This window comes from Pseudomonas sp. P4_B4 (assembly GCF_056402255.1).
This window is the reverse complement of the sequence record NZ_JBFUHS010000012.1, coordinates 54,091-79,510: the sequence shown is the minus strand read 5'-3', so window position 1 is coordinate 79,510 and position 25,420 is coordinate 54,091. Positions and strand designations below refer to the sequence as shown.

Genomic DNA, 25,420 nt, shown 5'->3' with positions numbered 1-25,420 from the left:
TTCGTCGGCAATTGAGGCGCAGAAAATCCAGGGCTTAGCGCAAAAACGCCTGCCGATACTCACCGGGCGTCCCGCCAAGTGACTGGCGAAAGCGGTTGGTGAAATGGCTGGCACTGGAAAAACCGCAAGCCAGTGCAATCTCCCCCAGTGGTTGTGAGGTCGTGCGCAGCAACTCTCGCGCCCGGTCAAGGCGCCGCGCCAGCACGTACTGGTGGGGTGGCAAGCCGAAGCTCTCGCGGAACATCCGCGCGAAGTGGTATTCGGACAACGCGCACAACGCCGCCAACTGACCGAGGCTGATGGCCTCGTCCAGATGACTGTCGATGAACTCCACCAGATGCCGACGCTGATGCGCGGCCAACCCACCTTTAAGGCGCAAGCCCTGACGCACGTTGACCTGGCTGAGCAGGGCATGGCTGAGCAATTCGTGAGCCAGGCTGCTGGTGAGCAGGCGCTCGCCCGGTTCGTCCCAGTTCAAGGTGATCAACTGCCGAAAGCGCAGCGCCTGCTGCGGATCATCAAGAAAGGTCTGCTCGCGCAGCTGCATTTCCCGTGGCTCGCGATCGAGCAGGGTGACGCAGCCAAGGGCAAATTGTTCGGGGCTGAAATACAGGTGTGCCAGGCGAATATCGCCGTTGATCACCCAGCCTGACTGGTGATCGGCCGGGAGGATGCACAGTTTGTCCGGACCACCCTTGTTATCGGGCTGGTCGCGGCGAAAGGTGCCGGTGCCGCCGGCGAGGTAACAGGACAACGTGTGGTGGCTGGGCGCTTCGTATTCCTGGGCGTCGTGGTGATTGCTCCACAAGGCTGCAGACAAGCCGTCACCGAGCTCGGCACTGTGCTCGAGGCGAGCATTGGGCGAGCGGTTGAGGGCTTGAAAGACTTGTAGGGTATCCAGTGCAGCCATGATCGTTGCTCTCTAACACCTGCATCCAACGCCTTGCATCCTACTCCGTAGACGTGCGCATGCCAGCCTGCCGCCAGACAAAAGCGCAAGTTTATGCAAGTGTGCCCAGGCATGGTGCCGGACACTGGGCTCCTATCGAGGAGCCTTAGCCATGAACCTTTCGTTGTACCTGCTGACCGTGCTGATCTGGGGCACCACCTGGATTGCCCTGAAATGGCAGCTCGGTGTGGTGGCCATTCCCGTGTCGATCGTCTATCGCTTCGGCCTCGCCGCGCTGGTGCTGTTCGTGATCCTGCTGCTCAGCCGGCGGCTGCAAGTGATGAACCGCCGCGGGCACCTGATCTGCCTGGCTCAGGGCTTGTGCCTGTTCTGCGTCAACTTCATGTGCTTCCTCACGGCGAGCCAATGGATCCCCAGCGGACTAGTGGCCGTGGTGTTTTCCACGGCCACCCTGTGGAATGCCCTCAACGCGCGGGTGTTCTTCGGTCAGAAAATCGCCCGCAATGTGCTGATGGGCGGTGCGCTGGGCCTGCTTGGTCTGGGCCTGCTGTTCTGGCCGGAGCTGGCCGGGCATACCGCGAGTCCGGAAACCTTGCTCGGTCTCGGTCTGGCCCTGTGCGGCACCTTGTGTTTCTCGGCGGGCAACATGCTTTCGAGCCTGCAACAGAAGGCCGGTCTCAAGCCGCTGACCACCAATGCCTGGGGCATGGCTTACGGGGCGGCGATGCTCTCGGTGTGGTGCCTGGTCAAAGGCATTCCCTTCGACATGGAAATGAGCGCGCGTTACATCGGGTCACTGTTGTACCTGGTGATTCCGGGATCGGTGATAGGTTTCACCGCCTACCTGACGCTGGTCGGCCGCATGGGGCCAGAGCGGGCTGCGTATTGCACGGTGCTGTTCCCGGTGGTGGCGCTCAACGTATCAGCGTTCGCCGAGGGTTATCAGTGGACGATGCCGGCGCTGTTGGGGTTGGTGTTGGTGATGTCGGGGAACGTTCTGGTGTTTCGAAAACCCAAAGCTCCATTAGAGCTGGGCAGCGGAAAACTGGCCTGACAGGGTGACGTCGAGTGCCGATACTCTCAGCGCTCGACTTTCATTGCGATGAAAATCAATAGCGGAAAGAGGAAGCCGACAATATGCCGGGCCCAGTCCTTGTAGTTCCATGTTTCCGACCTGTCCATGTTGAACCATTCGGTACCTATCACTTGAAAGCCGAAGTAATAGAGGAAAAGTGCGATCAGTAATCCGATTAATGCAGGTTTTTTGGCATCGTGAAAAATCTTCGGGCTAGCGCTGATGCTTTTAAAAAGGTGATAGGTGCCGAGCAGGCAGAAGAGGGTGTAGACCACTTCAAGTGTAATGATCACCCAGTAGATACGGTGTTGCAATAGGGTTGAAGTAATGGCCCTGTCACGGTATTTGTGACCATCACTGGTGGTGTCCATGCTCAGGATATGGGCGAGGTATTCAAAGTTTGTCGTGTAGTCGGTGAAGTTACTGTATAGCACAAGCAATCCAAAGAAACTGAAGGATAACATCAGTATGGCTTTGCTGAACCGAATGATTTGGCTTGTTGTTAGTGGGTTCAAGTTGTTGATCTCCGTTATTGCTCCCGTTGTGTTCGGGTAAGTAGGGAGAGTCTATCGCGTGGTTTTATTATTTGTTTATTGACTGAATTTCAGAGTGTGTATTCAGTGAGTTGCTTAACAGGATGCAAACGACTTTTTTGTTGTTTTTTCTAAACGGGCAGGCGCCTGCAACGCCTGCCAGCTTTACATTAACCCCTCCAGACTTGCGGGTTGACCAGGTCCTGCGGTCGCTCGCCCAGCAGGGCACTGCGCAAGTTGGCCAGGGCACGGTTGGCCATGGCATCGCGGGTCTCATGGGTGGCCGAGCCGATGTGCGGCAAGGTCACGGCGTTTTTCAGCTGGAACAGGGGCGAGTCAGCCAGCGGTTCTTTTTCGTACACGTCCAGCCCGGCACCACGAATGCGGTTGTTTTGCAGCGCTTCGATCAGCGCCGGCTCGTCTACCACCGGGCCACGGGAGATGTTTACCAGAATGGCGCCCGGCTTCATCAGCGCCAGTTCGCGATGGCTGATGAGGTGTTTGGTCTTCTCGCTGAGCGGTACCACCAGGCACACGAAGTCGGCTTCGGCCAGCAATTGATCGAGGCTGCGGTACTGTGCGCCGAGTTCCTGTTCCAGCCCGGTCTTGCGGCTATTGCCGCTGTAGATGACCGGCATGTTGAACCCCAGGCGACCGCGTCGGGCGATGGCCGCACCGATATTGCCCATGCCGACAATGCCCAGGGTCTTGCCGTGCACATCGCAACCGAACAGCTGCGCACCGACAGTGGCTTGCCATTGCCCGGCCTTGGTCCAGGCATCCAGTTCGGCGACGCGACGGGCGCTGCTCATCAACAGGGCAAACGCCAGGTCGGCGGTGCTTTCGGTGAGCACATCCGGCGTGTTGGTCAGCATGATCCCGCGTTCGTTGAAGTAGGCCAGGTCATAGTTGTCGTAGCCCACCGAGACGCTGGACACCACTTCCAGGCTGGCGGCGTTCTCCAGCTGCGCACGACCGAGTTTGCGGCCGACGCCGATCAGGCCGTGGGCATTGGGCAGGGCTTCGTTGAACTGGGCGTTGATGTCGCCGTTTTTCGGATTCGGCACGATAACGTCGAAATCCTGTTGCAGGCGTTCAACCATTTGTGGAGTGACGCGGCTGAATGCAAGGACGGTCTTTTTCATGGGGGACGGGCTCGTCGGGCGGTGAAGAATGATGAGCACGCTAACATTCTTCACGGGATTTGTGCGAGTCGTCAGGCGGTCAATGCAAGCTTGCAGCTTGTCGTGCTCCATCCAGTTATACTGCCGCACTTCTTATTCTGTGGCATGCGGCCCACTCACCGGGCCCGACATTTCATGCACCACCCGGAGCTTTCATGACTTCCCCGAAACAACCGCCGATCGCCGACGCCCTGAGCGACGTTCAGGCAGAGCTGCCAGACAGCGTCGACTCCAGCGCCGACAGCGAAACCAAAGCCGAGATCCCGGCGTTCAAGTTCCCGTTCAAGCCGGGTGATCTGGCGGCCGCCAAGGGCTCCAACCAGCCGTGGTACAAGAACGGCGCCAAGAATGGCCACACCAAGACGCCGGGCATGGCTCCGCCGGGGACTCGTCGGTCGATGGGCAAGCGCTAAATCCGGACTTTGCGATGACCGTGCCGCCGTCATCGCGGGCAAGCCATTCAAGGCGATACAATGTCCTGATCAAACCGCCCGCAACGAAATGAACGCATAGTTCGCCGGCGCATCCGTTACCACCTGTGCGCCAGCCGCCAGCACTTGCCCGGCAATGTCATCGCCGGACACATGAAACAGCCATTCGCTGCCCCACTCAGGCAAGGTTTGTCCCGCCAGGTCGTCGATGATCGCGGCAAATTCCGCCATATCCGGCAGATAAGCAGTAAACCCATCACCCTTCAGGGCTGTCGTGCGGATGCCCAGCAATGCGCAAATTGCATCCTTCATCTGAATATCGTCACGATCCGCCTCGCGTGAGCGCTGGATCAGTTGCACCAGCTCCTGATCGACCAGATTGCCGCCGACGATCAGCTCCGGCCCTGTTTCCCATGACTCTGGCGGGCACTCCTTGGCGGCGGTGTTCAGCTCAATGTGCGGATTGATTTCCATCGGATAGATGCGGCACACCAGCGGCCGGCGTTCGTAGATGCGGCAGAGGCTGTCTTCGTCAAGATTTCGGCAGGGGCCGACATTGTAGGCGGCGAAGGTAATGGCCACGTACGTCTCGGATTCGCCGCTGCGCACCGCCGCCGAACGGCGTTCGGCGTGTTCCCGTTGTTGCTCCGGCAGACCCAGGCCATTGCCCAGAAACGCTTCCACCAGCACGATCACCTGACCACCGTCGGCTGCCCACATCCGGGCTTCGCCCAGGGTCAGGGGCACATTGTGGTCGTTGCAGCATTTGCCGCAGCCTACACAGGAAAACGTTGTATTCATCGAGCGTTCGTTCGCATCACAGTGCATGAAACGGCGACAGAATGCCGCCGCAAAAGCCGCTATCGAAGCAAATTATGCGCCACTCAGTTTTCCTTGCCAGCCGGGCGGATGGAGTCCCATTCGGTGACGTACGCGGTTTTGCTCTTTTTGTTGTACAGGCACAGTTCGGTGCCTTGTGCGCCTTTCATGTGCTTTTGCGGGTACTGGCCCTGGAGCAGGAGCGCGGTGTAACCGACCCGGTCATCGAACTGCGCGGCGGTGCCGACCGGTTTGCTGTCCTTCAGGCCGCTGGCCTTGGTGCAACTGGCAAGTACGGCTTTGTCGTAGGTGGCCCAGGCGTCAGGGCTGGAGGCATGGGCTTGGGTGGCGAGGGCGGTGAGGCAGAGGAGAATCAGGGGCGCAGCTTTCATGGTTCAGGCTTCCTTGGGCTGAGTGGCCAAGGCAGGAGTATGCCTGAAAGGTTGATAGTGACTTTGCTGGCCTCTTCGCGGGCAAGCCCGCTCCCACAGTTGTGTGTGTCGGGCGCAGAATCTGCGTACACCCTCGAACCTTTGCAGGAGCTGGCTTGCCAGCGAAGGCGGCATGTCAGAGTGGAACCGGCTCCCGGCGGACCGCGCGCATCCCGACGCTTTCATACAAGCGCCGCGCGCGAAGGTTGTCTTCACGTACCTTCAGGTCCACGAAACCCTCACGCCGCTGCTGGAACATCTTGAATGCCTGCAACAACAATGCACGCCCCAACCCTCGGCCCTGAAACCGCGGGTGCACCACCAGGTTCTTGATATAGGCACTGGTCCAGCACTGGCAAACGCCCACCACTTCTCCGGCATCCAGGGCAATCAAGCACAGGGCCGGGTCATGTTCCGGATCGGTTTCGAACTGCCGTTGCCACATCTCCAGCGCGGCTACGCGACCACCGCCGTCGAGATAACCGAACTCCATCAACCGGTGTACGGCGGCACCCAGTTCGGGACGGTACTCACTCAATTGCAGGCCGGCTGGCCATTCGGGGGACGGCGCGACGACAGAGAGGTCGCGCCGCATCAGCCAGCAGAATTCTTCTGTCAACATTCAATAACCCTGTTCGGCGACAGCCTTGGCCGCGGTGATCAGGCACTGGGTCAATTCCGGCGAAGAGAATTTGGTCAGCACCGCGTTCGCCCCCGCCAGTCGTGCTTTCTCGGCGTTCATCGCACTGTCCAGCGAGGTGTGCAGCAGTACATAAAGATGCGCGAAATCCGGGGTTTCCCGCAGGGTGCGGGTGAAGGCGTAGCCGTCCATCTCCGACATTTCGATGTCCGAGACGATCAGGTTGATCTGCTGCGCGGTGCCTTGCAGATCCAGCAGGCAGTCGATGGCTTCCTTGGCGCTGCGGGCGGTACGGCATTGCAGGCCAAGGTTACGCAGGGTGTGCACGGATTGCTGCAAGGCGACCTGGCTGTCGTCGACCACCAGGATGCGCGCGTTGCCGAGCAGTTCGGCGTCTTCCATGCTCAGTTCGGTCGGCGCCATTTCGATTTGTGCCGGGGCGATGCCATGGATGACTTTTTCGATGTCCAGCACTTGCACCAGGGTGCCATCGACCGACGTCACGCCGGTGATGTAGGCGCGCAAACCACCGGAGCCAAAGGGCGGCGGGCGGATGTCGGTGGTCAGGCAATGGACGATCCTGCTCACCGCCTGCACGTGCAGGCCCTGCTTGGAGCGGCTGACGTCGGTGACAATCAGACAGCCGCCGTTGGGGTCTTCCAGCGGACGCTCGCCAATGGCACGGCTAAGGTCGATCACCGACAGCGAGGCACCGCGCAGGGTGGCAATGCCTTTGACGTGGGGGTGCGACTCCGGCAGCCTGGTCAGCGGTGGGCAGGGAATGATTTCACTGACCTTGAGCAGGTTGATCGCCATCAGCTTGCCGCTGCGCAAGGTAAACAGCAAAAGCGAAAGTGAGTCTGCGCGGGCTTTGGTGGAGGACATATGAACCTTCTCTGGAAAAAGGTGACGGGCAATCCCGGGATCGCCAATGACTTCGATGCCGGGTTATCGACTTGTCGGGGGCAGGCTTTAGTAATTCAGTGAGTGGTAGAACGCCATCGTCGGAACGCCGCCCGGAGCAAGCTCGCTCCCACAGGTGGCCGAGGTGAACACAAATGTTGTGTCCACTGAAATCCACTGTGGGAGATTGCTCGCGATTGGGTCATCACTTCATGCCGAGCCGCTTGGCCATCCGCCCCAGGTTCGCCCGATCCAGGCCCAGCTCACGGGCCGCGCTTGCCCAATTGTTGTTGTGCCGCTCCAGGCAGGCACCGATCAATTGACGCTGATAACGCTCGGTGGCCTCGCGCAAGTCGCCGGTGACCGCTTGAGTGATGGCGGCGACGGGTTGCTCGGCAGCGGCTTCAACGCTGGCATTGGGCAAGTCCAGGTCGGCTGCGCTCAAACTGAGGATCTTCGGCCGTTCCTTGCAATTGCCCAAGGCCTTCAAGGCGCTGCGGCCGATCAGATGTTCAAGCTCGCGCACGTTGCCGGGCCAGTCGTAGGCCAACAGCGCAGCCTGGGCGTCGCTGTTCAGGCGCAGGCTGTTGAGGCCCATGCGCGAGCGGTTCTGCTCCAGGAAGTAACCGCTGAGCAGTAGCACATCACGCCCGCGATCGCGCAGGGCCGGCACCAGCAGCGGATAAACGCTGAGGCGATGGTAGAAGTCGGCGCGGTAACGGCCGCTGCGCACTTCTTCGGCGAGGTCGCGGTTGGTCGCCGCGATCAGGCGCACGTCGACCTGATGCTCCTTGTCCGAACCCAGTCGCTGCAGTTGACCGCTCTGCAACACCCGCAGCAACTTGGCCTGCACGGTCAGCGACAACTCACCGACTTCATCGAGAAACAGCGTGCCGCCATTGGCCAGCTCGAACTTGCCACGGCGGTCGTTCATCGCCCCGGTAAAGGCGCCGCGGACATGGCCGAACAACTCGCTTTCCACCAATGTGTCGGGCAGCGCGGCGCAGTTGAGGCTGATGATCGGTTTGTCGGCGCGGGGCGAGGCGGCATGGATGGCCTGGGCCACCAACTCCTTGCCGACCCCGGTTTCGCCAGTGATCAACACGGTCAGGTCGCTGCCGCCCACCAGGCTGATTTCTTCGACCAGACGCTTGTGGGCCTTGCTCTGGCCAATCATCTCGCGATTCTGCTGGCCGCTGGCCTGGCGGTAGACCTCGGCGCGTTGATGCTCATCTTCGACCCGGTTGTTCAAGCGCTCGATGCGTTCGGCCGCGTTGACCGTGGCAGCTGCGAGGCTGGCGAAGGCTTGCAGGGCATCCAGTTCGATCGGTTCGAAGCGCTCCGGGTCGAGGGCATCGAGGGTCAGCAGACCCCAGGGACGCTCGTCGATGAACAATGGGCAACCCATGCAGTCGTGGACTTCCAGATGATCATCCAGGCCATCGACCAGGCCGTCATAGGGGTCAGGCAAGTCGCTGTCGGCAGCGAAACGGGTTGGGCCGGGGCCGCTGAGCAGTGCTTCGAAACGTGGATGCTCGCTGACCTTGAAGCGCCGACCGAGGGTGTCGGTACTCAAGCCGTCGACGGCCAGCGGCACCAGCCATTCACCATCAAGACGCAGCAGGGCGGCGGCGTCGCACGGGAGCAGGGCGCGCATGGCTTCCAGCAGGCGGCGATAACGCTCACCCTCGGGCAGTTCGCGGGACAGGTCGGAGACCAGGGGCAGCAGGGCGGTGAGCAGGGATTTTGCAGTCATAGTGACTCCGTGTAGTCGGTATGACTATAAATCAAGGGGTGTCTAAATGACTATTAAGTTTTTAACTAATTGATTTATAACGATTAAATAGTTGGCACGGAAGCTGATAAGCATAGGGTAATCCGTTAGCAACCCAAGAAGACCAGGAGTCACCTTATGCTGAGCGCTCAAGACCGTGCCATCGTCAAATCCACCGTGCCGCTGCTCGAAAGCGGTGGTGAGGCGCTGATCACGCACTTCTACCGCATGATGCTCTCCGAATACCCGGAAGTCCGCCCGCTGTTCAACCAGGCCCACCAGGCCAGTGGTGATCAGCCGCGTGCCCTGGCCAACGGCGTATTGATGTATGCGCGCCATATCGACCAGCTGGACCAGTTGGGCGACCTGGTGGCCAAGATCATCAACAAGCACGTGGCCCTGCAGATTCTGCCAGAGCACTACCCGATTGTCGGCAGCTGCCTGCTGCGGGCCATCGCCGAAGTATTGGGCGAAGAGATCGCCACCCCGGAAGTGATCGCGGCCTGGGGCGCGGCCTACGGGCAACTGGCGGACATCCTGATCGGTGCTGAAACCAGCATCTACGACCAGAAGGAACAGGCACCGGGCGGCTGGCGCGGGGCGCGGGAATTCATCGTGCTGGACAAGGTCGAGGAGAGCGCCGAGATCACTTCGTTCTACTTCGAACCTGCGGACAAAGGCCCGATCCTTGAGGCAGAACCCGGCCAGTACATCGGCATGAAACTGATCCTCGACGGTGAAGAGATCCGTCGTAACTACTCGCTGTCGGCGCTGGCGAACAAAGGCCAGTACCGTATCAGCGTCAAGCGTGAAGCCGGTGGCCGCGCTTCCAACTACCTGCATGACCAGTTGCATGTCGGCGCAAGCATCCAGTTGTTCCCGCCATCGGGCGAGTTCACCCTGACCGCCAGCGACAAGCCACTGGTGCTGATCAGCGGCGGCGTCGGCATTACCCCGACCCTGGCGATGCTCGAAGCGGCGCTGGAGACTCAGCGGCCGGTGCATTTCATCCACTGCGCGCGCAACGGCAGCGTCCACGCCTTCCGCGACTGGATCGACGGCCTGGCCGAGCGTCACCCGCAGCTCAAGCGCTTCTACTGCTACGCCGAAGATGACGGCGTGAGCCCGGCGGCGCACAAGATCGGCTTGTTGAGCCAGCAGCAGTTGAATGCATGGCTGCCGGAGCAGCGTGACCTGGATGTTTACTTCCTGGGGCCGAAAGGTTTCATGGCCGCGATCAAGCGTCACCTTAAAGCCCTGGGTGTGCCGGAGAAGCAAAGCCGTTACGAGTTCTTCGGGCCGGCTGCGACGCTGGAGTAAGCGGTTGCGGCGGCTCGGGAAACCGAGTCGCCTGCTTCGCGAGCAAGCCCGCTCCCACATTTGAGCTTTGTCGTTCACAGAATATGTGTTCGCTGGAGATCCAGTGTGGGAGCGGGCTTGCTCCGGGCGGCGCTCCGGCGAATGCCACACCTCGGTCCTGAACTGAAAAAAGCCAGAAAGTTAATCCCTCCTTAACCGCCTTATCGTCTATTCCCCCCGAATCCCCCTCACATGCTCCAGACTCTCAAAGGTCCGGGCCAGCGTGTAGACTGGCGGGCAATCGAAATTTTCAAGGGAAACGCGATGAGCGAAGAATCCATGCGGTTGGGGCGTGAACGGCGCTACCTGGTGTTGTTGGGCATCATTTGCCTGGCGCTGATCGGCGGGGCGCTGTACATGCAAATTGTTCTGGGCGAGGCCCCTTGCCCGCTGTGCATCCTGCAGCGTTATGCGTTGCTGCTGATCGCGATCTTCGCCTTCATCGGCGCAGCCATGCGCAGCCGTCGCAGCATCACGGTGTTCGAAACCCTGGTAGTGATCTGCGCACTGGCAGGCGTCGGCGTTGCCGGGCATCACGTCTATACGCAGTTCTATCCGGCGGTCAGCTGTGGCATCGATGTGCTGCAACCGATCGTCGATGACTTGCCGCTGGCGAAGATCTTCCCGCTGGGTTTCCAGGTCGACGGTTTCTGCTCCACGCCATACCCGCCGATCCTCGGTCTGTCGCTGGCGCAGTGGGCGCTGGTCGCCTTCGTGCTGATCGTGGTGCTGGTGCCGTTGCTGACCTCGCGTAACCGCAAAGCGCTGCGCTGAGGCCATCTGCCGCCGCGCATTGTCGGACAAAAAAGCCCCGGTCCTCGAAGAGAGGGTCGGGGCTTTTTTTGTCGTGCAGAGCACATTTCAGAGGCCGGGTAAAAAGACCGTGACGGGCGGCAATCAAGGGTGCGACACATGTGCGACATGTTGTCACAGAGTCAGTGTCGCAGGGCGTTCGAGGAAGCCGGATTGGTACATGGAAACGTAACGAAATTGGGCTGTTTTGCAGGCTTGCGGTTTTTTCCATTCCAAACGCGAGCAGGCAGTTTTAACAGGGGCTGGCGAATGGCCGAAGCCCCCGTCATATCGGGCTTCGGGCAAGGTGAAGGGCGGTGAGGAGGGGCCCGATACTGTCTGAACTGTGGGTGGAAGACCTACTTATTGTGGTGTTTTTGTTGAGAATTAATTTCGATAAGATGCGCCACTTTTGCGAAAACGGTTAATGATTGTTGCCGGTTCGGATAAAAATTATTTCGGGATGAGACATGGTTTATACAACGTTACATATCTACAATCGCCCGCACTGAATCCCCGGCACTGCTCAAATCTTAACCAGACGTGAGCAGAAACAGGGTGTCGAGAGGTCTGGTGGCTTCATGCGATGCCCAGGTGTCGGAGTCTCCAACTACCCGCACCAAATGGAATTGGTCTGTAACAAGGCCTTTGACCACGAATTCGAATAAGAACTCACCGCAGGCCAGGGATTTGTCGTACAGCGTCTGACGCACGACGGGCATGCCCTTATTCAATCCAAGAAAAATGCCAACCCTTGGCAGGGTGAAGTGTTGGCGATCAAAACCCAACTGCATTGCGCAAGCTGCTTTAGAGGTCGTGAGATGAGTAAAAACAGGTACCCCAGACTACTAGGCTTATTGCCGCTGATCGGCACGTTGTTGCTGTCAGGCTGCAACATGACCTTGCTCAATCCCAAGGGCCAGGTTGGTCTGGACGAGCGAAACCTGATCATCACCGCAACGCTGCTGATGCTGTTGGTCGTGGTGCCGGTCATCGTCATGACCTTCCTGTTCGCCTGGAAATACCGCGCGTCCAACACCAACGCCACCTACACCCCGAAATGGAACCACTCCACCAAGATCGAGATCGCGGTGTGGGCTGTTCCGGTGCTGATCATCATTGCCCTGGGTTACGTCACCTACAAGTCGACCCACGCCCTTGACCCGTACAAGCCGCTGGAATCCGACGTTAAGCCGGTGACCATCGAAGTGGTCGCGCTGGACTGGAAGTGGCTGTTCATCTACCCGGAACAAGGCATCGCCACGGTCAACAAGATCGTGTTCCCGGCGCACACCCCGATCAACTTCAAGATCACTTCCGACGCCGTGATGAACTCGTTCTTCATCCCTGCGCTGGGTGGCCAGATCTACGCGATGGCGGGCATGCAGACCAAGCTGCACCTGATCGCCAACGAGAACGCTGAGATGGACGGTATCTCCGCCAACTACAGCGGCGCGGGTTTCACCGGTATGAAATTCAAGGCGATCGCCACTTCCCAGGAAGATTTCGACGCCTGGGTAAGTGAAGTCAAAAAGGCACCTAAACAGCTTGAACAAGTTGAATACGCAGCCCTTGCCAAGCAGAGCCAGAACAACCCAGTCGAGCTCTACTCCTCGGTGACGCCGAACCTGTTCCAGACCATCGTCGACAAGTACGAAGGCATGAAACCGGGTCCGAAAGTGAAGCACGAGAAAGAAGAGAAAGAAGTGGCCGCTACGCAAGGAATGGACATGAACGCGCATTCAGCTGCCGGGGCAGAGGAGTAAACGATGTTTGGTAAATTAAGTTGGGAAGCGATCCCGTTCCACGAACCGATCGTGATGATAACCATCTCCATGATCGCGCTCGGTGGTCTGGCGCTGTTCGCTGCAATCACCTACTTCAAGAAGTGGACCTACCTGTGGACCGAGTGGCTGACATCGGTCGACCACAAGAAAATCGGCGTGATGTACATCGTCGTCGCCATGGTCATGCTGCTGCGCGGCTTTGCCGACGCCATCATGATGCGTACCCAGCTGGCCATGGCCACCGAGGGTTCGCCTGGCTACCTGCCACCTGAACACTATGACCAGATCTTCACCGCCCACGGTGTGATCATGATCATCTTCATGGCGATGCCATTCTTCACCGGCCTGATGAACCTTGCAGTGCCGCTGCAGATCGGCGCGCGTGACGTTGCCTACCCGTTCCTGAACTCCCTGAGCTTCTGGCTGCTGGTTTCCGGTGTGGTGCTGATCAACCTGTCCCTGGGTGTCGGCGAATTCGCCAAGACCGGCTGGGTTGCCTATCCGCCGCTGTCGGGCCTGCAATACAGCCCTGGCGTGGGGATGGATTACTACATCTGGGCGCTACAGCTATCCGGCCTGGGTACGACGCTGACGGGGGTCAACTTCCTGGCCACCGTGCTGAAAATGCGTACCCCTGGCATGAAGCTGATGGACATGCCGATCTTCACCTGGACCTGCACCTGGGCCAACGTCCTGATCGTGGCTTCGTTCCCGATCCTGACCGCTACCCTGGCACTGCTGACGCTTGACCGTTACATGGATTTCCACATTTTCACCAATGAACTTGGTGGCAATCCGATGATGTACGTGAACCTGTTCTGGGCCTGGGGTCACCCTGAGGTGTACATCCTGATCCTGCCAGCGTTCGGTATCTTCTCCGAAGTCATCTCGACCTTCACCGGCAAGAAACTGTTCGGCCACCACTCGATGGTCTACGCATCGGGCGCGATCTCGATCCTGGGCTTCATGGTTTGGCTGCACCACTTCTTCACCATGGGTTCGGGTGCCAGCGTCAACGCCTTCTTCGGTCTGGCGACGATGCTGATTTCCGTCCCGACGGGTGTGAAGCTGTTCAACTGGCTGTTCACCATCTACCAGGGCCGTCTGCGCTTCACCAGCCAGGTGATGTGGACCCTGGGCTTCATGGTGACCTTCGCCATCGGCGGCATGACCGGCGTACTGCTGGCCATCCCGGGTGCCGACTTCGTTCTGCACAACAGCCTGTTCGTAATCGCGCACTTCCATAACGTGATCATCGGCGGCGCGGTATTTGGCTACATCGCCGGTTTCGGCTTCTACTTCCCTAAAGCGTTCGGCTTCAAGCTGCACGAAGGTTGGGGCAAGGCCGCATTCTGGTTCTGGATCACCGGCTTCTTCGTCGCGTTCATGCCGCTCTACGTACTGGGCTTCATGGGCATGACCCGTCGTCTGAACGCCACCACCAACCCAGAGTGGGTGCCGTACCTGTACGTTGCCATGTTCGGTGCGGTGATGATCGCCGTAGGTATCGCCTGCCAGTTGATCCAGCTGTACGTCAGCGTGCGTGACCGCAACAAGCCAGAGAACATGTGCGAACACGGTGACCCGTGGAATGCACACACTCTGGAATGGTCGACCTCGTCGCCACCACCGTTCTACAACTTCGCTGTACTGCCGAAAGCCGATGGCGTCGACCCGTTCAGCGAAGCCAAGGAAAACGGTACCGCATACAAGGCTCCGGCCAGGTACGAACCGATCCACATGCCAAACAACACCGCGACCGGTGTGGTCATGGGTGCTCTGTTGACCGTGTTCGGTTTCGCGATGATCTGGCACATCTGGTGGCTGGCAATCGCTGGCCTGGCCGGCACCGTGATCTACTTCGTGATCCACGCGGCCCGTGATGATCAAGGCTATATGGTGCCGGTCGACGTGATCGAGCGCATCGAAGCCGAGCAGCACAAGCGTCTGGTAGCGGCAGGGAAAATCCCGGCCACCGCCACCCGTGTTGAAACCTCGTTGGAACAGGCTTAAACCATGTCGAACTTAGTGACCAATGCTGGACACACCCATGTCGATGGACATGGGCATGATGACCATCACCACGACTCGGGCGAGATGACCGTATTCGGTTTCTGGCTCTACCTGATGACCGACTGCATTCTGTTTGCGTCGATCTTCGCGGCGTACGCGGTACTGGTTAACAACGTAGCGGGTGGCCCGTCGGGCCACGACATCTTCGAACTGCCATACGTACTGGGCGAAACCGCTCTGCTGCTGCTCAGTTCGATCACCTACGGCTTCGCCATGCTGGCGTTCTTCCGTGGCAACAAGAAGCAGGTCCTGGGCTGGCTGGCCCTGACCTTCCTGTTCGGTGCCGGCTTCATCGGCATGGAGATCAACGAGTTCCACATGCTGATCTCCGAAGGCTACGGCCCTAGCCGCAGCGGCTTCCTGTCCGGGTTCTTCACCCTGGTCGGCACCCACGGTCTGCACGTGACCAGCGGTCTGATCTGGATGGCGATCATGATGTATCAGGTGCAGAAAAACGGCCTGACGGCGACCAACAAGACCCGTCTGAGCTGCCTGAGCCTGTTCTGGCACTTCCTGGACGTCGTGTGGATCTGCGTATTCACCGTTGTTTATCTGATGGGGACTATGTAAATGGCTAACGCAGCTCATTCCCAAAATGGCCATGACAGCCACGACGCCGGTCACGGCAGCGTCAAGTCCTACGGCATCGGTTTCATCCTGTCAGTGATCCTGACCCTGATTCCGTTCGGTCTGGTGATGTACCCGACGCTGCCGAAGTCGATCACTCTGATGATCGTCGTCGCGTTCGCAGTCATCCAGGTGCTGGTGCACCTGGTGTACTTCCTGCACCTGGACCGTTCGGCCGCGCAGCGTAACAACGTGATTGCGTTTGTTTTCGCCGCGATCGTGATCGTCCTGCTGGTTGGCCTGTCGCTGTGGATCATGTTCAGCATCCACACGTTCATGATGGCGAAGTGAGGTAAGTCCGCATGTCCCTCAAGCACTTTATCCAAATCACCAAACCGGGGATCATTTTCGGTAACGTGCTTTCTGTGGCAGGCGGATTTTTCCTGGCCTCCAAAGGGCATGTCGATCTGGCCATCTTCCTGGCCGCCATGATCGGCACGTCCCTGGTGGTTGCCTCCGGTTGCGTGTTCAACAACTGCATCGACCGCGACATCGACCTGAAGATGGAACGCACCAAGAACCGGGTGCTGGTCCAGGGCTTGATCTCCCTGAAACTGGCCCTGATCTATGCGACCGTCCTGGGTGTCGCCGGCGTTGCCCTGTTGTACAAGGTGGCCAACCCGTTGGCCGCGTTGTTCGCGGTGATCGGCTTCGTGATCTACGTCGGCTTCTACAGCCTGTACCTCAAGCGCAAGTCGGTTCACGGCACGCTGGTGGGCAGTCTGTCGGGCGCCATGCCGCCGGTGATTGGCTACGTCGCAGTCAGCAACACCTTCGACATGGCCGCGCTGACCCTGCTGGTGATGTTCAGCCTGTGGCAGATGCCGCATTCCTACGCCATCGCGATCTTCCGCTTCAACGATTACCTGGCCGCATCGATTCCGGTGCTGCCAGTGAAGCGCGGCATCCAGGTGGCCAAGAAGCACATCCTGATCTACATCCTGGCCTTCCTCGTGGCGACCTTGATGCTGACCTTCAGCGGCTACGCCGGCATGAGCTACCTCGCCGTCGCCGCGGCCATGGGCATGTACTGGCTGTACATGGCCTGGACCGGCTACAAGGCAGTGGATGACACGGTCTGGGCACGCAAGCTGTTCGTGTTCTCGATCTTCACCATTACCGCGTTGAGCGTGATGATGTCCCTGGACTTCAAAGTGCCGAGCGAGTTGCTGCTGACGTACGCGCCTTAAGCGTCGGATGCTGAATCGAAAAGCCCCGCCTTCGAGAGAAGAGCGGGGCTTTTTGTTGGGGGGATTTTAGTCATTTCGGAAAACGGAGTATGGCATTTGGGAAATGTCCTAACGCCGGCACCTGCATTGCTCGGGTAGGGTCTCTATCCACCCATTAATAGATCAGTAGGGCAGACAACATCGGCGACGTATACGTCTTCGATGACATTAGAGGAGGGATGAATGAGAGAACGGAACCTGTTTGACGAGTTGATACAGGGCGTTGAAGAAATGAGAGTTCAACGCGAAGCCATGTTTATGAAGGGCCGCAATGCGGTGGAAGACTTGCAAATCGCTGATATGGGTACGCAAGAACTCCAGGCGCATGCGCTTCCAGGCGACAAGCATTTAAACTGCGACTTAAGAAAAAATTGAGATAATCTTGGAATATTAAGATTTTATTGGCCGACTAAAGAAAAAATGTCCGGCCTGATCAAAAGGAGGATCTGCGCGATGAGTTCAGCTGGGTACGCATGCCTGCAAGACACGCTGCAGCTTTCAGCCTTTCCTTTGCGCCAGCCCGCCAAGGTGCAGCCCGTTACACGTCTTGAGCGAATCGGTGACACATTGGCAGTTCCACCTGGGATTGCCCCTGCTTCAGACGATCTGTTGGGGCATGTGCTCTTCGCCTTGAAGCATGAAGGCATCAACCTCACCATTCTAGCCCAAGCGTTGCCTCAGATTCCGGCACAAGCACTTGAGGCCGAATTGCAAAAAGCTCCGAACGGGATCTACATCCGCAAGGCTTGTTTCCTTTACGAAGCGTTCACTGGCGAAGGCTTGACTCAGCACTCTCCAGTAAAGGGTAGCTTCATCCCTTTATTCGACCCGAAACAGTATTTGACGATGCCAGGGGAGCGCAACTCTCGCTGGCGTGTGGAGTTCAACGGTATTGGCACTTTGGCTTACTGCGCGACAGTTGAACGGACACCTCAAATCACTGCTCTGCTAGAGCACGATATTCTTGCGCGCGCCCAGCAATTCATTCAGAACCTGCCATCAGGAATGATGGATCGAGCGATCAACTGGGCCTACCTGAATGAAACCCGGGACTCGTTTGCCATCGAGAAGGATTCGCCGAGCGAGGAAAAATCCAGACGTTTTATTCAATTGCTCAGACAGGCGCATGAACGCATTCCATTGAGCGAGGATTACTTGGTGACCCTCCAGAATGCGACGATTTCCAATCCCTATGATATGGCTGCTGCGTTCCGCCATGAGCAGAACCACTTGGCAAATGGTCTGCAAGGTGCTGCGGGTGTAACGTTTGTTCCGCCTGCACCTGATCTGTGTCGGGAGCTGATGGATCAGCTTATGGCTTTGGGAAATGAAGCGACAAAGCACATTGACCCACTAGTTGCCGCCGGAGTCATTTCATTCGGTTTCGTCTTCCTACACCCTTTCATGGATGGAAATGGTCGACTTTCTCGCTTTCTCATCCATCAGACACTGTGCCGTGCAGGTGCTTTGGAAAACGGCTTTCTGCTCCCCGTATCGGTTGCAATGAAGCGAGAAGAGCGTCTGTATCTGGAAACCTTGCAGGAGTTCTCTCGTCCTGCGCGTGAGTTCTGGGACGTCCGATGGATTGATCAAGGAAACTTGTCGTTCAACTTCACGGGGCATCCGGCAATCTATCGTTTCTGGGATGCTACGCCAGGTGTGCGGTTCACTCTGGAAATGGCCAAGCGAGCGCTTGAAGTTGAGTTGCGTGAGGAGACTGTTTTTCTCGAAAACTACGACAAGATCGTCAAGGCAGTCGATGAGCGCTACGACGTCAGGGGCAGTGACTTGTCCAACCTGGCGATGATGTGCCTAGCGCAAAATGGCATGGTGTCGAAGCACCGCCGTAAGCAATTCAAGTACTCGGTTCAGGAAGAAGTATTTGACTACATCGAGCAGGTTACGCAAGCCTTGCTTAGGGCGCAGGAAGAGGAAAAACAACAAACTGAAATTGCTGTCGAGTAGCGACTAGAGTGCTGCACTAGTAAGTATGATTCAGGGCACGACACGAACATTCAAAGCCCCACGTTTCTCTAGAAACGCGGGGCTTTTTCATTTAGGCGCGGTTGTTACACGGTGCGTCGAGCACTTTCACCACGTCATCGATGATTGCCTTGCTCATGTCCTGCAAAAAATGCGAGGCCCAGGCATGTCGGTCGGAATCGCGAACCATGGCGGCGTCTGAGGCGAGCAGTTTTGCGAGGTGGAGCAGGTCGGAGGCGTGGTAGAGGGCTTCGATCACCGGGACACCGGCATTGATGCGGAACAGTGGTTCGTTGGCGTGGTAGGAGAACGGGGTGAGGCCGATGGTTTTGAGGTCTTGGGGATTGGTCATTGGGCTTCACCTCTTACTGGGCTGGAGGTGGAGGGGTATGACTGGTGTAGCAGACGGATCAATAGCGTTCATGAGTAAAACTCCCATATCAAGTTGAGAGCTACCACGTTCGTTATCAGGCGAAGGGTGGCAGCTATGCGTGGGCTGATAAACCGGAGATACAGGAAACCGGCAGACCCGAAGGTCTCCCACGCACAGCCGCCATTGCACGAGTGTGTAGACACAAAAAAGCGCCGGCAATCGTGATTGATGGCGCTTGTGCGCCCGTATCTTACCCGGGTTATCAGGCCCGGTCGCTGAATTGGCAGCGACCGGGCGAAGTTAGCCGGCAAGGATGAGGTCGGCAATCGTAGCGATCTGGTGGCCGGGGATGGCCGGGACACCGCAGACCCTGTGGGAGCGGGCTTGCCCGCGATGGCAGTGTGTTAGGCGACATTGATGCTGGATGTGACGGCCCCATCTCGGGCAAGCCCGCTCCCACAGGATTTGAGGCGTGTCGGTTATTTTTGGGCAGTGTCGAGCAACCGGAAAAACCGCTCCCGCACCTGCAAGCTGTCGCTGTGAGCCACGTTGAATCGCAGGAACTGACTGGCATCCGGCCCTTTGCTCAGCAACGTGCCCGGCGCCAATACCATATTGTTCTCCAGCCCTTGGCGAGCCAGATTCTCGGCGTGCAAGCCCTCCGGCAACCGTGCCCAGATAAACACACCTTCGCCGGGCAACGAGGAAAGCGAGCACCCAGCCTCCGCCAACCAACTCGCCACACGGCTATTGGATTCATACAACCGATCCACCGTACGCCGCGCATGTTTGGCATAGCTGCCGTCGCTGAGCATGGTGCAGGTGATCTGCTCCGCCAGCTCCGACGTCACCCCGCCGCAGGCCATTTTCAGGGCGACCATGCGTGCCGCCAATTGTGGCGAGAGCACGGTGTAGCTGACGCGGCTGTTGGCGGTCAGGGTCTTGGAGAAGCCCGACACATAGCTCACGTTGTCCAGCCCGCTGGCCGCCAGGCGTGGGGTGCGGCGTTGCTGGATGTCGCAGTACAGATCGTCTTCGACGATGTGCAAGCCATGGCGGTGGCTCAGTTCCAGCAAGCGGTAGACCTGAGCCGGGGTGAACGAGTGGCCGGTGGGGTTATGCAGCGTGCTGTTGGTCATGTACAGCACGGGTTTGTGGGCTATCAGCAGTTGCTCGAAGGCGTCGAGGTCCATGCCGTCGCAATCCCGGGCGATGGTGATGACTTTGGCCCCGTGCAATGCCAGGTTGGCGTGCATGTTGAAGTAGCAGGGGTCGTCGAGCAGCACGGTGTCGCCGGGTTTGACCAGCAGGCGCATCAGCAGGTCGATGGCCTGCATGGTGTTGGCGGTGGTGATGATCTGGTCCACCGGCGCTTCGATGCCGAAGGTCGCCAGTTTGACCCGCAGGGCCTGGCGCAACGGCACGTAACCGCCGGCCACGCCGTACTCGCCCATGCGCAACGACGTTGCTCGCAGGGTACTGCGCACGGCTTTCTGCAATTCTTCGGCGGGTAGCCACGAGGTCGGCAGAAAGCCGCAGCCGGGGCGCAGCGTGCCGTTGTCCAGCAGCAAGGCGCGACGAATCACGCTGAGGGTGTCCTGGGGTTGCAGGTCTGGGCCGGTGCCACTTTTCAGCGCCGCTTCGGAGCGATGCACGTAATGCCCGGAGCCCTGGCGCGACACCACCAGCCCCTTGGCCCGCATGCGGTCCAGGGCATCGACCACCGTGGATTTACCCACGTTCATCAAGTCGGAGAGTTCGCGAATCGGCGGCAGCTTGGCGCCGTGGGGTAGGCCACCCGTGCTGATGGCCTGGGTCAGTTGATCGACGATCTGCTGCACCAGCGGCACGCCGGGCTGGAATTCAATGGCGGCAATGACTGCACGTTGAACCTGCATTTTACTGGTCTCTCCGGCAGTAAAGTTCGTTGGATTCTATACGAACTTGCTCTGATCAGGACAAGCCTCTCTCTCTACCATGCCCTTACAGACTTTTCTGAATGTCGGCCTTTGTCGGCGGGCATTCACCTGGTTCCTGAGGTGTTGCATGGGTGTCGAAACAACGGTCGCGGTAGCCAAACCGGTCATTAACCTGCGGTTATTCACGATCCGGATCATCACCGCTGTCTCGCTGTTTGCGGTGCTGGGCAAGGCCAACGTCTGGCTCGACACGGCCACCAACAGCATCCTGGCCCTTGGATATCGCGCCTTGTTGCTGCTGTTGCCCCTGACTTTACTGGTGCTTGGCCGCCGTTCCCTGAGCGTCACCCTGCTGTGTGCCGGGCTCGGCCTGGTGCTGCTCGCGCTGACCAGCCATCAAGGCATGGTGATGTTTGCTGCCGCGTTGTTTGCCTACGGCATTGCCATCGCCGGTTACCTGATCAAGAGCGAAGCGGCCCAGACCAAGGAAGGCGCGGCTTACAACCGCGTGGCCATGAACATGGGCAGCCTGGTGGCCGGTTTGATCCTGTTGTCGCCGCTTCTCACGCCTACGATGTTTTTCCTCGGTGCGGCGGCGTTCGTGTTGCTGTGCCTGCCGATCGCCCTCGGCGCAACCTTCACCACCGAACCGGTGCTGGCCCGCCCGGCCAGTCAGGCCGGCAGCAACTGGGGCAACAAACTGCCCTGGGTGATCGCCGGCATCATCATGGGCATCAAGCTGTTCGGGGTGTTCTCGATCCTGCCACAGGCGATTCTGCTCAAGACCGGCGAGCTGCCGGCTTGGTACGGCTTGATGCTGATCCTCAACAGCGCCGTGGTGGTGTTCGCCCAGGTGCCGGTGATGAAGCTGATCGAGCGCACCGGGCGCTTCAAGGTCGTGGCGGTGATCGGGATCATCGTCGGCGGCTTTGCCGTTCTGTCTTCGCCCGCCGCGTTCCACGTCGAAACCCTCGCCGGGGCGCTGGTCTGGGTGGCGCTGCTGTCCATTGCCGAGTGCGCCTTCAGCTACCTCGACTACTTCTCGGTCAAGCAAAACAACATGTTCGTCAAGGAAGTGTCCCTGGGGGTGGGGGCCGGGCTGACCGTGTTGATCATGCGGGTGGTGCCGGCGCCGTACAACGCGCTGGTGCTGGCCGCCATCGGTGCCGCAGGGATCCTGGCCTGGTATTGGCTCAACCGTAAATCCAATGCGTCGTTGCATGACTGAGTCATCGCCGTTGCGGTTTTCACTTTGCAGGTCGGGGGCATTATGAATACGACTTCATGCGTAGTAGTGGTCGGTTACAACGGCAATCGGGTTCACGACATCCAGAAACTGCGCGAGCTGTGCAAGTCGCTCTACAACGCCAGGCTCATCCTGCTGGTCGAGAAAATTCAGCCCCATGACGACCAAGTGGCCGATCACGTCTGCAGCACTTCGCTGGCCGAGAAAGACGTGGCGGCGTCCCTTGAACTGGTGGTGGGGTGCCTGAATGCCGATAGCTGGAAGCTGATCGGCGTACTGCCGTTCTCCGATCGCGGCGTGCTGCTCGGTGCAGCGCTGGCCACTCACTTCGACCTGCCGGGCATTACCCCAGGCGAAGCGCGGGCGGGTCTGGACAAGCAGATCTTCCGTCGGCTCGAAGCGGCGGCCAGCACCTCCCCCGGAGAATACCGACCGGTGTTTTCCGCGCGGGTCGAAAGCCTGTCGGAACTGCGCCAGCGTGTCGTCGAACTGGGCGGAAAAGCCTTCATCAAGCCGGCCTGCGAAGGCGCGAGCCGGGGCTGTCGCGTCATCCATCACCCTTCGGAATGCGATGACGCCTGGCTCGCCCTGAAGCCTTACCGCGAAGGCGGCATCGTCCTTGAAGCGCTGGTGCAGAACGCCCGCGAATACAGCTGGGACTGCGTGGCCGGCAGCACCTGGGTGACTGAAAAAACCACCACCGAAGGCGCCTACCGCGCAGAGATCCAGCAAGTTGTGCCCGCACCGCTTGCGGCTGAGGTTCAGGCACGTTTGATGGCTGCCGGTCGGCATATGTCGGGTTTGGTATCCCAGGCCAATGGTGCCTGGCACAACGAAGTGTTCCTGCGCAGCGACAACCTGACCTCCGCCGTGGAAACCAACATGCGCCCCGGCGGCATGCACATCTGGGACCTGGCCAAACGCGCCTTCGTCAATTTCGACCCATGGGAACGTTGGGTGCGCTGGGCGGTGGAAGGGCAGACCGAACAGCATGAGCCCGTGGCCCGCGGCTATTGCGGCATTCGACTGCTCAGGGCGCCGGCCGGCGGAATCCTGCGCGCGACGCCCGACATCAAGGCCTTGGCCCGCGCCCTGCGTATCGAGCTGGTGGAGGGCCAGTACGCCAAGCGTATCGGCGACTCCGTCAGCGCGTTAGTGAAAGACAACTTCTCATTCATCGGCCACATCGTGTTGTTCAACGAACACTACGGGCAACTGAGCAACGACCTGTTGCGTCTGGCCGAGGCGATTGAGTCACGCATTGAGGTGACTTGCCTGGCACCGGCGACCCGCGCCGTGTGTTGAGCCTGCAAGCACCCGTTTTTTGCATTACTGATTAAGAGGGTTCGATCAATGATCCAGCACATGACCTGCGATGAACGCTTCATCGCCCTGGCCAAAGAGTTTGGTTATGACATCTACGGCGAAAACACCGCAGGCGGGCATTACGCACCGCTGATCCGTCATCACGATGAGCTGTACATCAGCGGCCTGGTGCCGCGCATGAACGGCAAGATCCATTACCCTGGCCGCGTCGGCCTGGACCTCAGCTTGGCCGATGCGCAAGCGGCCGCCAGCATCAGCGCGATGCGTGGGCTGGCGTTGATCGTCGATGCCATTGGTTCGCTGGACAAGATCAAGTCATTGATCCGGGTAACGGTCTATGTGAAGTCCACGGCGGACTTTGTCGATTTGAGTGAAGTGGCCAACGGCGCCTCGGATGTGTTCAGCCATGTGCTGGGTGATGCCGGTAAACATACCCGCACCACGGTGGGTGTTTATCAGTTACCCAAGAATGCCGCGATAGAAGTGGACATGATCGCCGCCTTGCGCCCATCGGTTTTGTAAGTTGTTTCCCGACTTTACAGCGCTGAACCGTTAACTTAAGGTTTAGCGCTAAAGTATGGGTAATAAAAAGAAAGGACGTGCGAATGGATAACTTTCAAGGTGCGTTTTTTTCATATAAGGACTTTCGTCAGAGCCTGCACCATCGACCGCCAAGTCCCAAGGTATGGAAAGGCACTGAACTGGCGGGTATGCGTCAGACCCTTGAAGCCGGCGACGTTGATATTGTCGCGTTGGCTCACGACAAAAGCATTGAGGGCTGTGAGGTGACGCCTGGCATGGCGATCGCCATGCAATGGCTGAACCCCGGTGTGACGCTCAACGGCCATGCCCATTCCTGGTGGCATCTGTTTGTCATCCAGTGCGGCAGGGGCGTGTTGACCCTCGGCGATGCCGATGGGGTCAACGTCAGCAGCGGCGATGTACTGCTGGTGCCGGCATGGACCAGGCACGGCTTCGTCAACACCAGTAATCACGAGCCTTTGGCGATGCTGAACATGAGCAATATGCCGCAAATGGCACTGCTTTCGAACTTCGCCGACAGCCATGGCCTGATCACCACCCAACCGTAATTTCCCACCGCATCAGCCCAGGGAGCCCACTTTCGTGGGCTCCCTTTTTTTTGTTTTTCAGACCTGCTCCGTATCGCCTTTTGCAGCGTTATTGCCGGGGTTTTGGCTGCGTATCTGTCGGTGTAAATCAACTTTCTGTATCGATTGAAACGGACAAATTCTGTATCTATTCAGCCTTCATTCAACTAACTACGATCACTTCCAATGCACGTCAATTCCTGCAGTTGGTCAATGGAGTGTTCTATGGAAAACAGGAAGCTAAAATTGTATGTCGGTGCCGATCATGTCAGCGCTTTTGCGATGTCGGCTTTTGTGGCACTCAAGGAAAAGCAACTTTCATTTGAACTTGTTACGGTTGATCTAAAAGCACGCGAAAACTATCTGGCGAGTTATCGCGATCTTTCGCTGACCTGCAAGATTCCAACGTTAGTTCACGACGATTTTGCCTTGTCGGAATCATCGGCGATTGCCGAATACCTCGATGAGCTCTCTCCCGGGCATAAAAAACTATATCCGCAGGACATCCAGCTGCGCGCCCGTGCTCGCCAATTGCAGGCCTGGTTGCGCAGTGACTTGCTGGTGGTACGCAAGGAGCGCCCGTTTGACCTGGTGTATTTCGGCAAGAAAAACACTGCGCTGTCCGACGAGGCCCAAGCTGCCGTCGAACGCTTGTTCTTCGTCGCCGACCATTTGCTGGAAGAGGGCGCCGAGCATCTGTTCGGTGACTGGAGCATTGCCGACACCGACCTTGCAATCATGCTCAACCGACTGGTTGCCAACGGCGATCCGGTACCGGCGCGGCTCGCGGCGTATGTGCGTCGCCAGTGGGATCGCGACAGCGTCCGGGCGTGGATGGACATAGAGCGCAAAGCGCCGGCCATCGCGTAACAACACTCAGGGCAATCACCAGGAGCG

27 protein-coding genes are annotated in these 25,420 nt (G+C 58.7%); 16 read left to right on the top strand and 11 right to left on the bottom strand.

The genetic code is table 11. The features are described from left to right. Positions 1-34: 34 nt before the first annotated feature. Positions 35-910: a helix-turn-helix domain-containing protein gene (locus AC1DVE_RS14835; protein ID WP_223459138.1), complete on the bottom strand. Its 876-nt coding sequence runs from the start codon at positions 908-910 to the stop codon at positions 35-37. Between the two features lie 151 nt (positions 911-1,061). Here AC1DVE_RS14835 and AC1DVE_RS14830 point away from each other — a divergent pair, with 151 nt between their 5' ends. Then, positions 1,062-1,964: a DMT family transporter gene (locus tag AC1DVE_RS14830; RefSeq protein WP_223459136.1), complete on the top strand. Its 903-nt coding sequence runs from the start codon at positions 1,062-1,064 to the stop codon at positions 1,962-1,964. Between the two features lie 26 nt (positions 1,965-1,990). Here the strand turns inward: AC1DVE_RS14830 and AC1DVE_RS14825 are convergent, their stop codons facing one another. Continuing rightward, positions 1,991-2,500, bottom strand: coding sequence for a DUF2165 domain-containing protein (locus AC1DVE_RS14825; RefSeq protein WP_223459134.1), 510 nt, complete (start codon positions 2,498-2,500; stop codon positions 1,991-1,993). Positions 2,501-2,688: 188 nt separating this feature from the next. Next, complete coding sequence (locus AC1DVE_RS14820) at positions 2,689-3,663, bottom strand: 2-hydroxyacid dehydrogenase (RefSeq protein WP_223459132.1); 975 nt, start codon at positions 3,661-3,663, stop codon at positions 2,689-2,691. A 194-nt stretch (positions 3,664-3,857) separates the two neighbouring features. Between AC1DVE_RS14820 and AC1DVE_RS14815 the strand changes: the two genes are divergently transcribed. Continuing rightward, positions 3,858-4,115 carry a hypothetical protein gene (locus AC1DVE_RS14815; RefSeq protein ID WP_223459130.1) on the top strand — a complete coding sequence of 86 codons (258 nt, stop codon included), beginning with the start codon at positions 3,858-3,860 and terminating at the stop codon, positions 4,113-4,115. A 69-nt stretch (positions 4,116-4,184) separates the two neighbouring features. On the opposite strand, the gene AC1DVE_RS14810 is transcribed toward AC1DVE_RS14815, so the two are convergent. From AC1DVE_RS14810 to norR, 5 genes are all read right to left on the bottom strand, one after another. Then, positions 4,185-4,934: a YkgJ family cysteine cluster protein gene (locus tag AC1DVE_RS14810; protein ID WP_223459128.1), complete on the bottom strand. Its 750-nt coding sequence runs from the start codon at positions 4,932-4,934 to the stop codon at positions 4,185-4,187. A gap of 83 nt (positions 4,935-5,017) precedes the next feature. Beyond that, positions 5,018-5,344 carry a hypothetical protein gene (locus AC1DVE_RS14805; RefSeq protein WP_223459126.1) on the bottom strand — a complete coding sequence of 109 codons (327 nt, stop codon included), beginning with the start codon at positions 5,342-5,344 and terminating at the stop codon, positions 5,018-5,020. Between the two features lie 175 nt (positions 5,345-5,519). Then, entirely contained in the window at positions 5,520-6,005 is a 486-nt protein-coding gene (locus AC1DVE_RS14800; RefSeq protein ID WP_223459125.1) for a GNAT family N-acetyltransferase, read from the bottom strand. Then, entirely contained in the window at positions 6,006-6,908 is a 903-nt protein-coding gene (locus AC1DVE_RS14795; RefSeq protein WP_223532662.1) for a chemotaxis protein CheV, read from the bottom strand. A gap of 223 nt (positions 6,909-7,131) precedes the next feature. Beyond that, on the bottom strand, positions 7,132-8,682 hold the full coding sequence (norR, locus tag AC1DVE_RS14790; RefSeq protein WP_223459121.1) for a nitric oxide reductase transcriptional regulator NorR: 1,551 nt from the start codon (positions 8,680-8,682) through the stop codon (positions 7,132-7,134). Positions 8,683-8,838: 156 nt separating this feature from the next. On the opposite strand from norR, the gene hmpA reads away from it, so the two are divergent. Continuing rightward, on the top strand, positions 8,839-10,020 hold the full coding sequence (gene hmpA / locus AC1DVE_RS14785) for an NO-inducible flavohemoprotein (RefSeq protein WP_223459119.1): 1,182 nt from the start codon (positions 8,839-8,841) through the stop codon (positions 10,018-10,020). Between the two features lie 303 nt (positions 10,021-10,323). Next, the gene (locus tag AC1DVE_RS14780) at positions 10,324-10,833 is read left to right on the top strand and encodes a disulfide bond formation protein B (RefSeq protein WP_223459117.1); all 510 of its coding nucleotides are present in this window, start codon (positions 10,324-10,326) and stop codon (positions 10,831-10,833) included. A gap of 551 nt (positions 10,834-11,384) precedes the next feature. Here the strand turns inward: AC1DVE_RS14780 and AC1DVE_RS14775 are convergent. Next, a complete protein-coding gene (locus AC1DVE_RS14775; RefSeq protein ID WP_223459115.1) occupies positions 11,385-11,645 on the bottom strand; it encodes a hypothetical protein in 261 nt (86 codons plus the stop codon). Between the two features lie 27 nt (positions 11,646-11,672). Between AC1DVE_RS14775 and cyoA the strand changes: the two genes are divergently transcribed. The 7 genes from cyoA (at position 11,673) to AC1DVE_RS14740 (ending at position 18,532) form a co-directional block, all read left to right on the top strand. Next, positions 11,673-12,617 carry a ubiquinol oxidase subunit II gene (gene cyoA / locus AC1DVE_RS14770; protein ID WP_223459113.1) on the top strand — a complete coding sequence of 315 codons (945 nt, stop codon included), beginning with the start codon at positions 11,673-11,675 and terminating at the stop codon, positions 12,615-12,617. A 3-nt stretch (positions 12,618-12,620) separates the two neighbouring features. Next, positions 12,621-14,651, top strand: a complete 2,031-nt coding sequence (gene cyoB, locus AC1DVE_RS14765; RefSeq protein WP_223459111.1) for a cytochrome o ubiquinol oxidase subunit I — start codon at positions 12,621-12,623, stop codon at positions 14,649-14,651. Between the two features lie 3 nt (positions 14,652-14,654). Further along, positions 14,655-15,281 (top strand): cytochrome o ubiquinol oxidase subunit III, encoded by a 627-nt coding sequence (locus AC1DVE_RS14760; RefSeq protein WP_477784010.1) that lies wholly within the window; start codon positions 14,655-14,657, stop codon positions 15,279-15,281. Further along, positions 15,282-15,629 (top strand): cytochrome o ubiquinol oxidase subunit IV, encoded by a 348-nt coding sequence (cyoD, locus tag AC1DVE_RS14755; RefSeq protein WP_223459110.1) that lies wholly within the window; start codon positions 15,282-15,284, stop codon positions 15,627-15,629. It begins immediately after the preceding gene. An 11-nt stretch (positions 15,630-15,640) separates the two neighbouring features. After that, entirely contained in the window at positions 15,641-16,528 is an 888-nt protein-coding gene (gene cyoE / locus AC1DVE_RS14750) for a heme o synthase (RefSeq protein WP_223459108.1), read from the top strand. A gap of 222 nt (positions 16,529-16,750) precedes the next feature. Then, positions 16,751-16,942: a hypothetical protein gene (locus AC1DVE_RS14745; protein WP_223459107.1), complete on the top strand. Its 192-nt coding sequence runs from the start codon at positions 16,751-16,753 to the stop codon at positions 16,940-16,942. 78 nt (positions 16,943-17,020) lie between these two features. Beyond that, a complete protein-coding gene (locus AC1DVE_RS14740) occupies positions 17,021-18,532 on the top strand; it encodes a Fic family protein (RefSeq protein WP_223532690.1) in 1,512 nt (503 codons plus the stop codon). Positions 18,533-18,623: 91 nt separating this feature from the next. Here the strand turns inward: AC1DVE_RS14740 and AC1DVE_RS14735 are convergent, their stop codons facing one another. Then, positions 18,624-18,902, bottom strand: coding sequence for a DUF3077 domain-containing protein (locus tag AC1DVE_RS14735; protein ID WP_015093561.1), 279 nt, complete (start codon positions 18,900-18,902; stop codon positions 18,624-18,626). A gap of 500 nt (positions 18,903-19,402) precedes the next feature. Further along, positions 19,403-20,821, bottom strand: coding sequence for an aminotransferase-like domain-containing protein (locus AC1DVE_RS14730; protein ID WP_223459105.1), 1,419 nt, complete (start codon positions 20,819-20,821; stop codon positions 19,403-19,405). A gap of 148 nt (positions 20,822-20,969) precedes the next feature. On the opposite strand from AC1DVE_RS14730, the gene AC1DVE_RS14725 reads away from it, so the two are divergent. The 5 genes from AC1DVE_RS14725 to yfcF all read left to right on the top strand — a co-directional run bounded on the left by AC1DVE_RS14725 (position 20,970) and on the right by yfcF (position 25,393). Next, complete coding sequence (locus tag AC1DVE_RS14725) at positions 20,970-22,070, top strand: MFS transporter (protein WP_223459103.1); 1,101 nt, start codon at positions 20,970-20,972, stop codon at positions 22,068-22,070. A 42-nt stretch (positions 22,071-22,112) separates the two neighbouring features. Then, positions 22,113-23,393 (top strand): ATP-grasp domain-containing protein, encoded by a 1,281-nt coding sequence (locus tag AC1DVE_RS14720; RefSeq protein ID WP_223459102.1) that lies wholly within the window; start codon positions 22,113-22,115, stop codon positions 23,391-23,393. A 48-nt stretch (positions 23,394-23,441) separates the two neighbouring features. After that, on the top strand, positions 23,442-23,936 hold the full coding sequence (locus AC1DVE_RS14715) for a RidA family protein (RefSeq protein WP_150727357.1): 495 nt from the start codon (positions 23,442-23,444) through the stop codon (positions 23,934-23,936). A gap of 83 nt (positions 23,937-24,019) precedes the next feature. Beyond that, positions 24,020-24,505: a cupin domain-containing protein gene (locus AC1DVE_RS14710; RefSeq protein WP_223459099.1), complete on the top strand. Its 486-nt coding sequence runs from the start codon at positions 24,020-24,022 to the stop codon at positions 24,503-24,505. 243 nt (positions 24,506-24,748) lie between these two features. Beyond that, entirely contained in the window at positions 24,749-25,393 is a 645-nt protein-coding gene (gene yfcF / locus AC1DVE_RS14705) for a glutathione transferase (protein WP_223459097.1), read from the top strand. The last annotated feature ends 27 nt before the right edge of the window (positions 25,394-25,420 follow it).

Coding starts and splice junctions, on each gene's coding strand:
- cyoE (WP_223459108.1), top strand. CDS start 15,641: ATGTCCCTCAAGCACTTTATCCAAATCACCAAACCGGGGATCATTTTC.
- AC1DVE_RS14815 (WP_223459130.1), top strand. CDS start 3,858: ATGACTTCCCCGAAACAACCGCCGATCGCCGACGCCCTGAGCGACGTT.
- yfcF (WP_223459097.1), top strand. CDS start 24,749: ATGGAAAACAGGAAGCTAAAATTGTATGTCGGTGCCGATCATGTCAGC.
- AC1DVE_RS14795 (WP_223532662.1), bottom strand. CDS start 6,908: ATGTCCTCCACCAAAGCCCGCGCAGACTCACTTTCGCTTTTGCTGTTT.
- AC1DVE_RS14835 (WP_223459138.1), bottom strand. CDS start 910: ATGGCTGCACTGGATACCCTACAAGTCTTTCAAGCCCTCAACCGCTCG.
- AC1DVE_RS14735 (WP_015093561.1), bottom strand. CDS start 18,902: ATGACCAATCCCCAAGACCTCAAAACCATCGGCCTCACCCCGTTCTCC.
- AC1DVE_RS14710 (WP_223459099.1), top strand. CDS start 24,020: ATGGATAACTTTCAAGGTGCGTTTTTTTCATATAAGGACTTTCGTCAG.
- norR (WP_223459121.1), bottom strand. CDS start 8,682: ATGACTGCAAAATCCCTGCTCACCGCCCTGCTGCCCCTGGTCTCCGAC.
- AC1DVE_RS14800 (WP_223459125.1), bottom strand. CDS start 6,005: ATGTTGACAGAAGAATTCTGCTGGCTGATGCGGCGCGACCTCTCTGTC.
- AC1DVE_RS14730 (WP_223459105.1), bottom strand. CDS start 20,821: ATGCAGGTTCAACGTGCAGTCATTGCCGCCATTGAATTCCAGCCCGGC.
- AC1DVE_RS14810 (WP_223459128.1), bottom strand. CDS start 4,934: ATGAATACAACGTTTTCCTGTGTAGGCTGCGGCAAATGCTGCAACGAC.
- cyoA (WP_223459113.1), top strand. CDS start 11,673: ATGAGTAAAAACAGGTACCCCAGACTACTAGGCTTATTGCCGCTGATC.
- AC1DVE_RS14745 (WP_223459107.1), top strand. CDS start 16,751: ATGAGAGAACGGAACCTGTTTGACGAGTTGATACAGGGCGTTGAAGAA.
- AC1DVE_RS14775 (WP_223459115.1), bottom strand. CDS start 11,645: ATGCAGTTGGGTTTTGATCGCCAACACTTCACCCTGCCAAGGGTTGGC.
- AC1DVE_RS14805 (WP_223459126.1), bottom strand. CDS start 5,344: ATGAAAGCTGCGCCCCTGATTCTCCTCTGCCTCACCGCCCTCGCCACC.
- AC1DVE_RS14725 (WP_223459103.1), top strand. CDS start 20,970: ATGGGTGTCGAAACAACGGTCGCGGTAGCCAAACCGGTCATTAACCTG.
- AC1DVE_RS14830 (WP_223459136.1), top strand. CDS start 1,062: ATGAACCTTTCGTTGTACCTGCTGACCGTGCTGATCTGGGGCACCACC.
- AC1DVE_RS14780 (WP_223459117.1), top strand. CDS start 10,324: ATGAGCGAAGAATCCATGCGGTTGGGGCGTGAACGGCGCTACCTGGTG.
- AC1DVE_RS14760 (WP_477784010.1), top strand. CDS start 14,655: ATGTCGAACTTAGTGACCAATGCTGGACACACCCATGTCGATGGACAT.
- cyoD (WP_223459110.1), top strand. CDS start 15,282: ATGGCTAACGCAGCTCATTCCCAAAATGGCCATGACAGCCACGACGCC.
- cyoB (WP_223459111.1), top strand. CDS start 12,621: ATGTTTGGTAAATTAAGTTGGGAAGCGATCCCGTTCCACGAACCGATC.
- AC1DVE_RS14715 (WP_150727357.1), top strand. CDS start 23,442: ATGATCCAGCACATGACCTGCGATGAACGCTTCATCGCCCTGGCCAAA.
- AC1DVE_RS14820 (WP_223459132.1), bottom strand. CDS start 3,663: ATGAAAAAGACCGTCCTTGCATTCAGCCGCGTCACTCCACAAATGGTT.
- hmpA (WP_223459119.1), top strand. CDS start 8,839: ATGCTGAGCGCTCAAGACCGTGCCATCGTCAAATCCACCGTGCCGCTG.
- AC1DVE_RS14740 (WP_223532690.1), top strand. CDS start 17,021: ATGAGTTCAGCTGGGTACGCATGCCTGCAAGACACGCTGCAGCTTTCA.
- AC1DVE_RS14720 (WP_223459102.1), top strand. CDS start 22,113: ATGAATACGACTTCATGCGTAGTAGTGGTCGGTTACAACGGCAATCGG.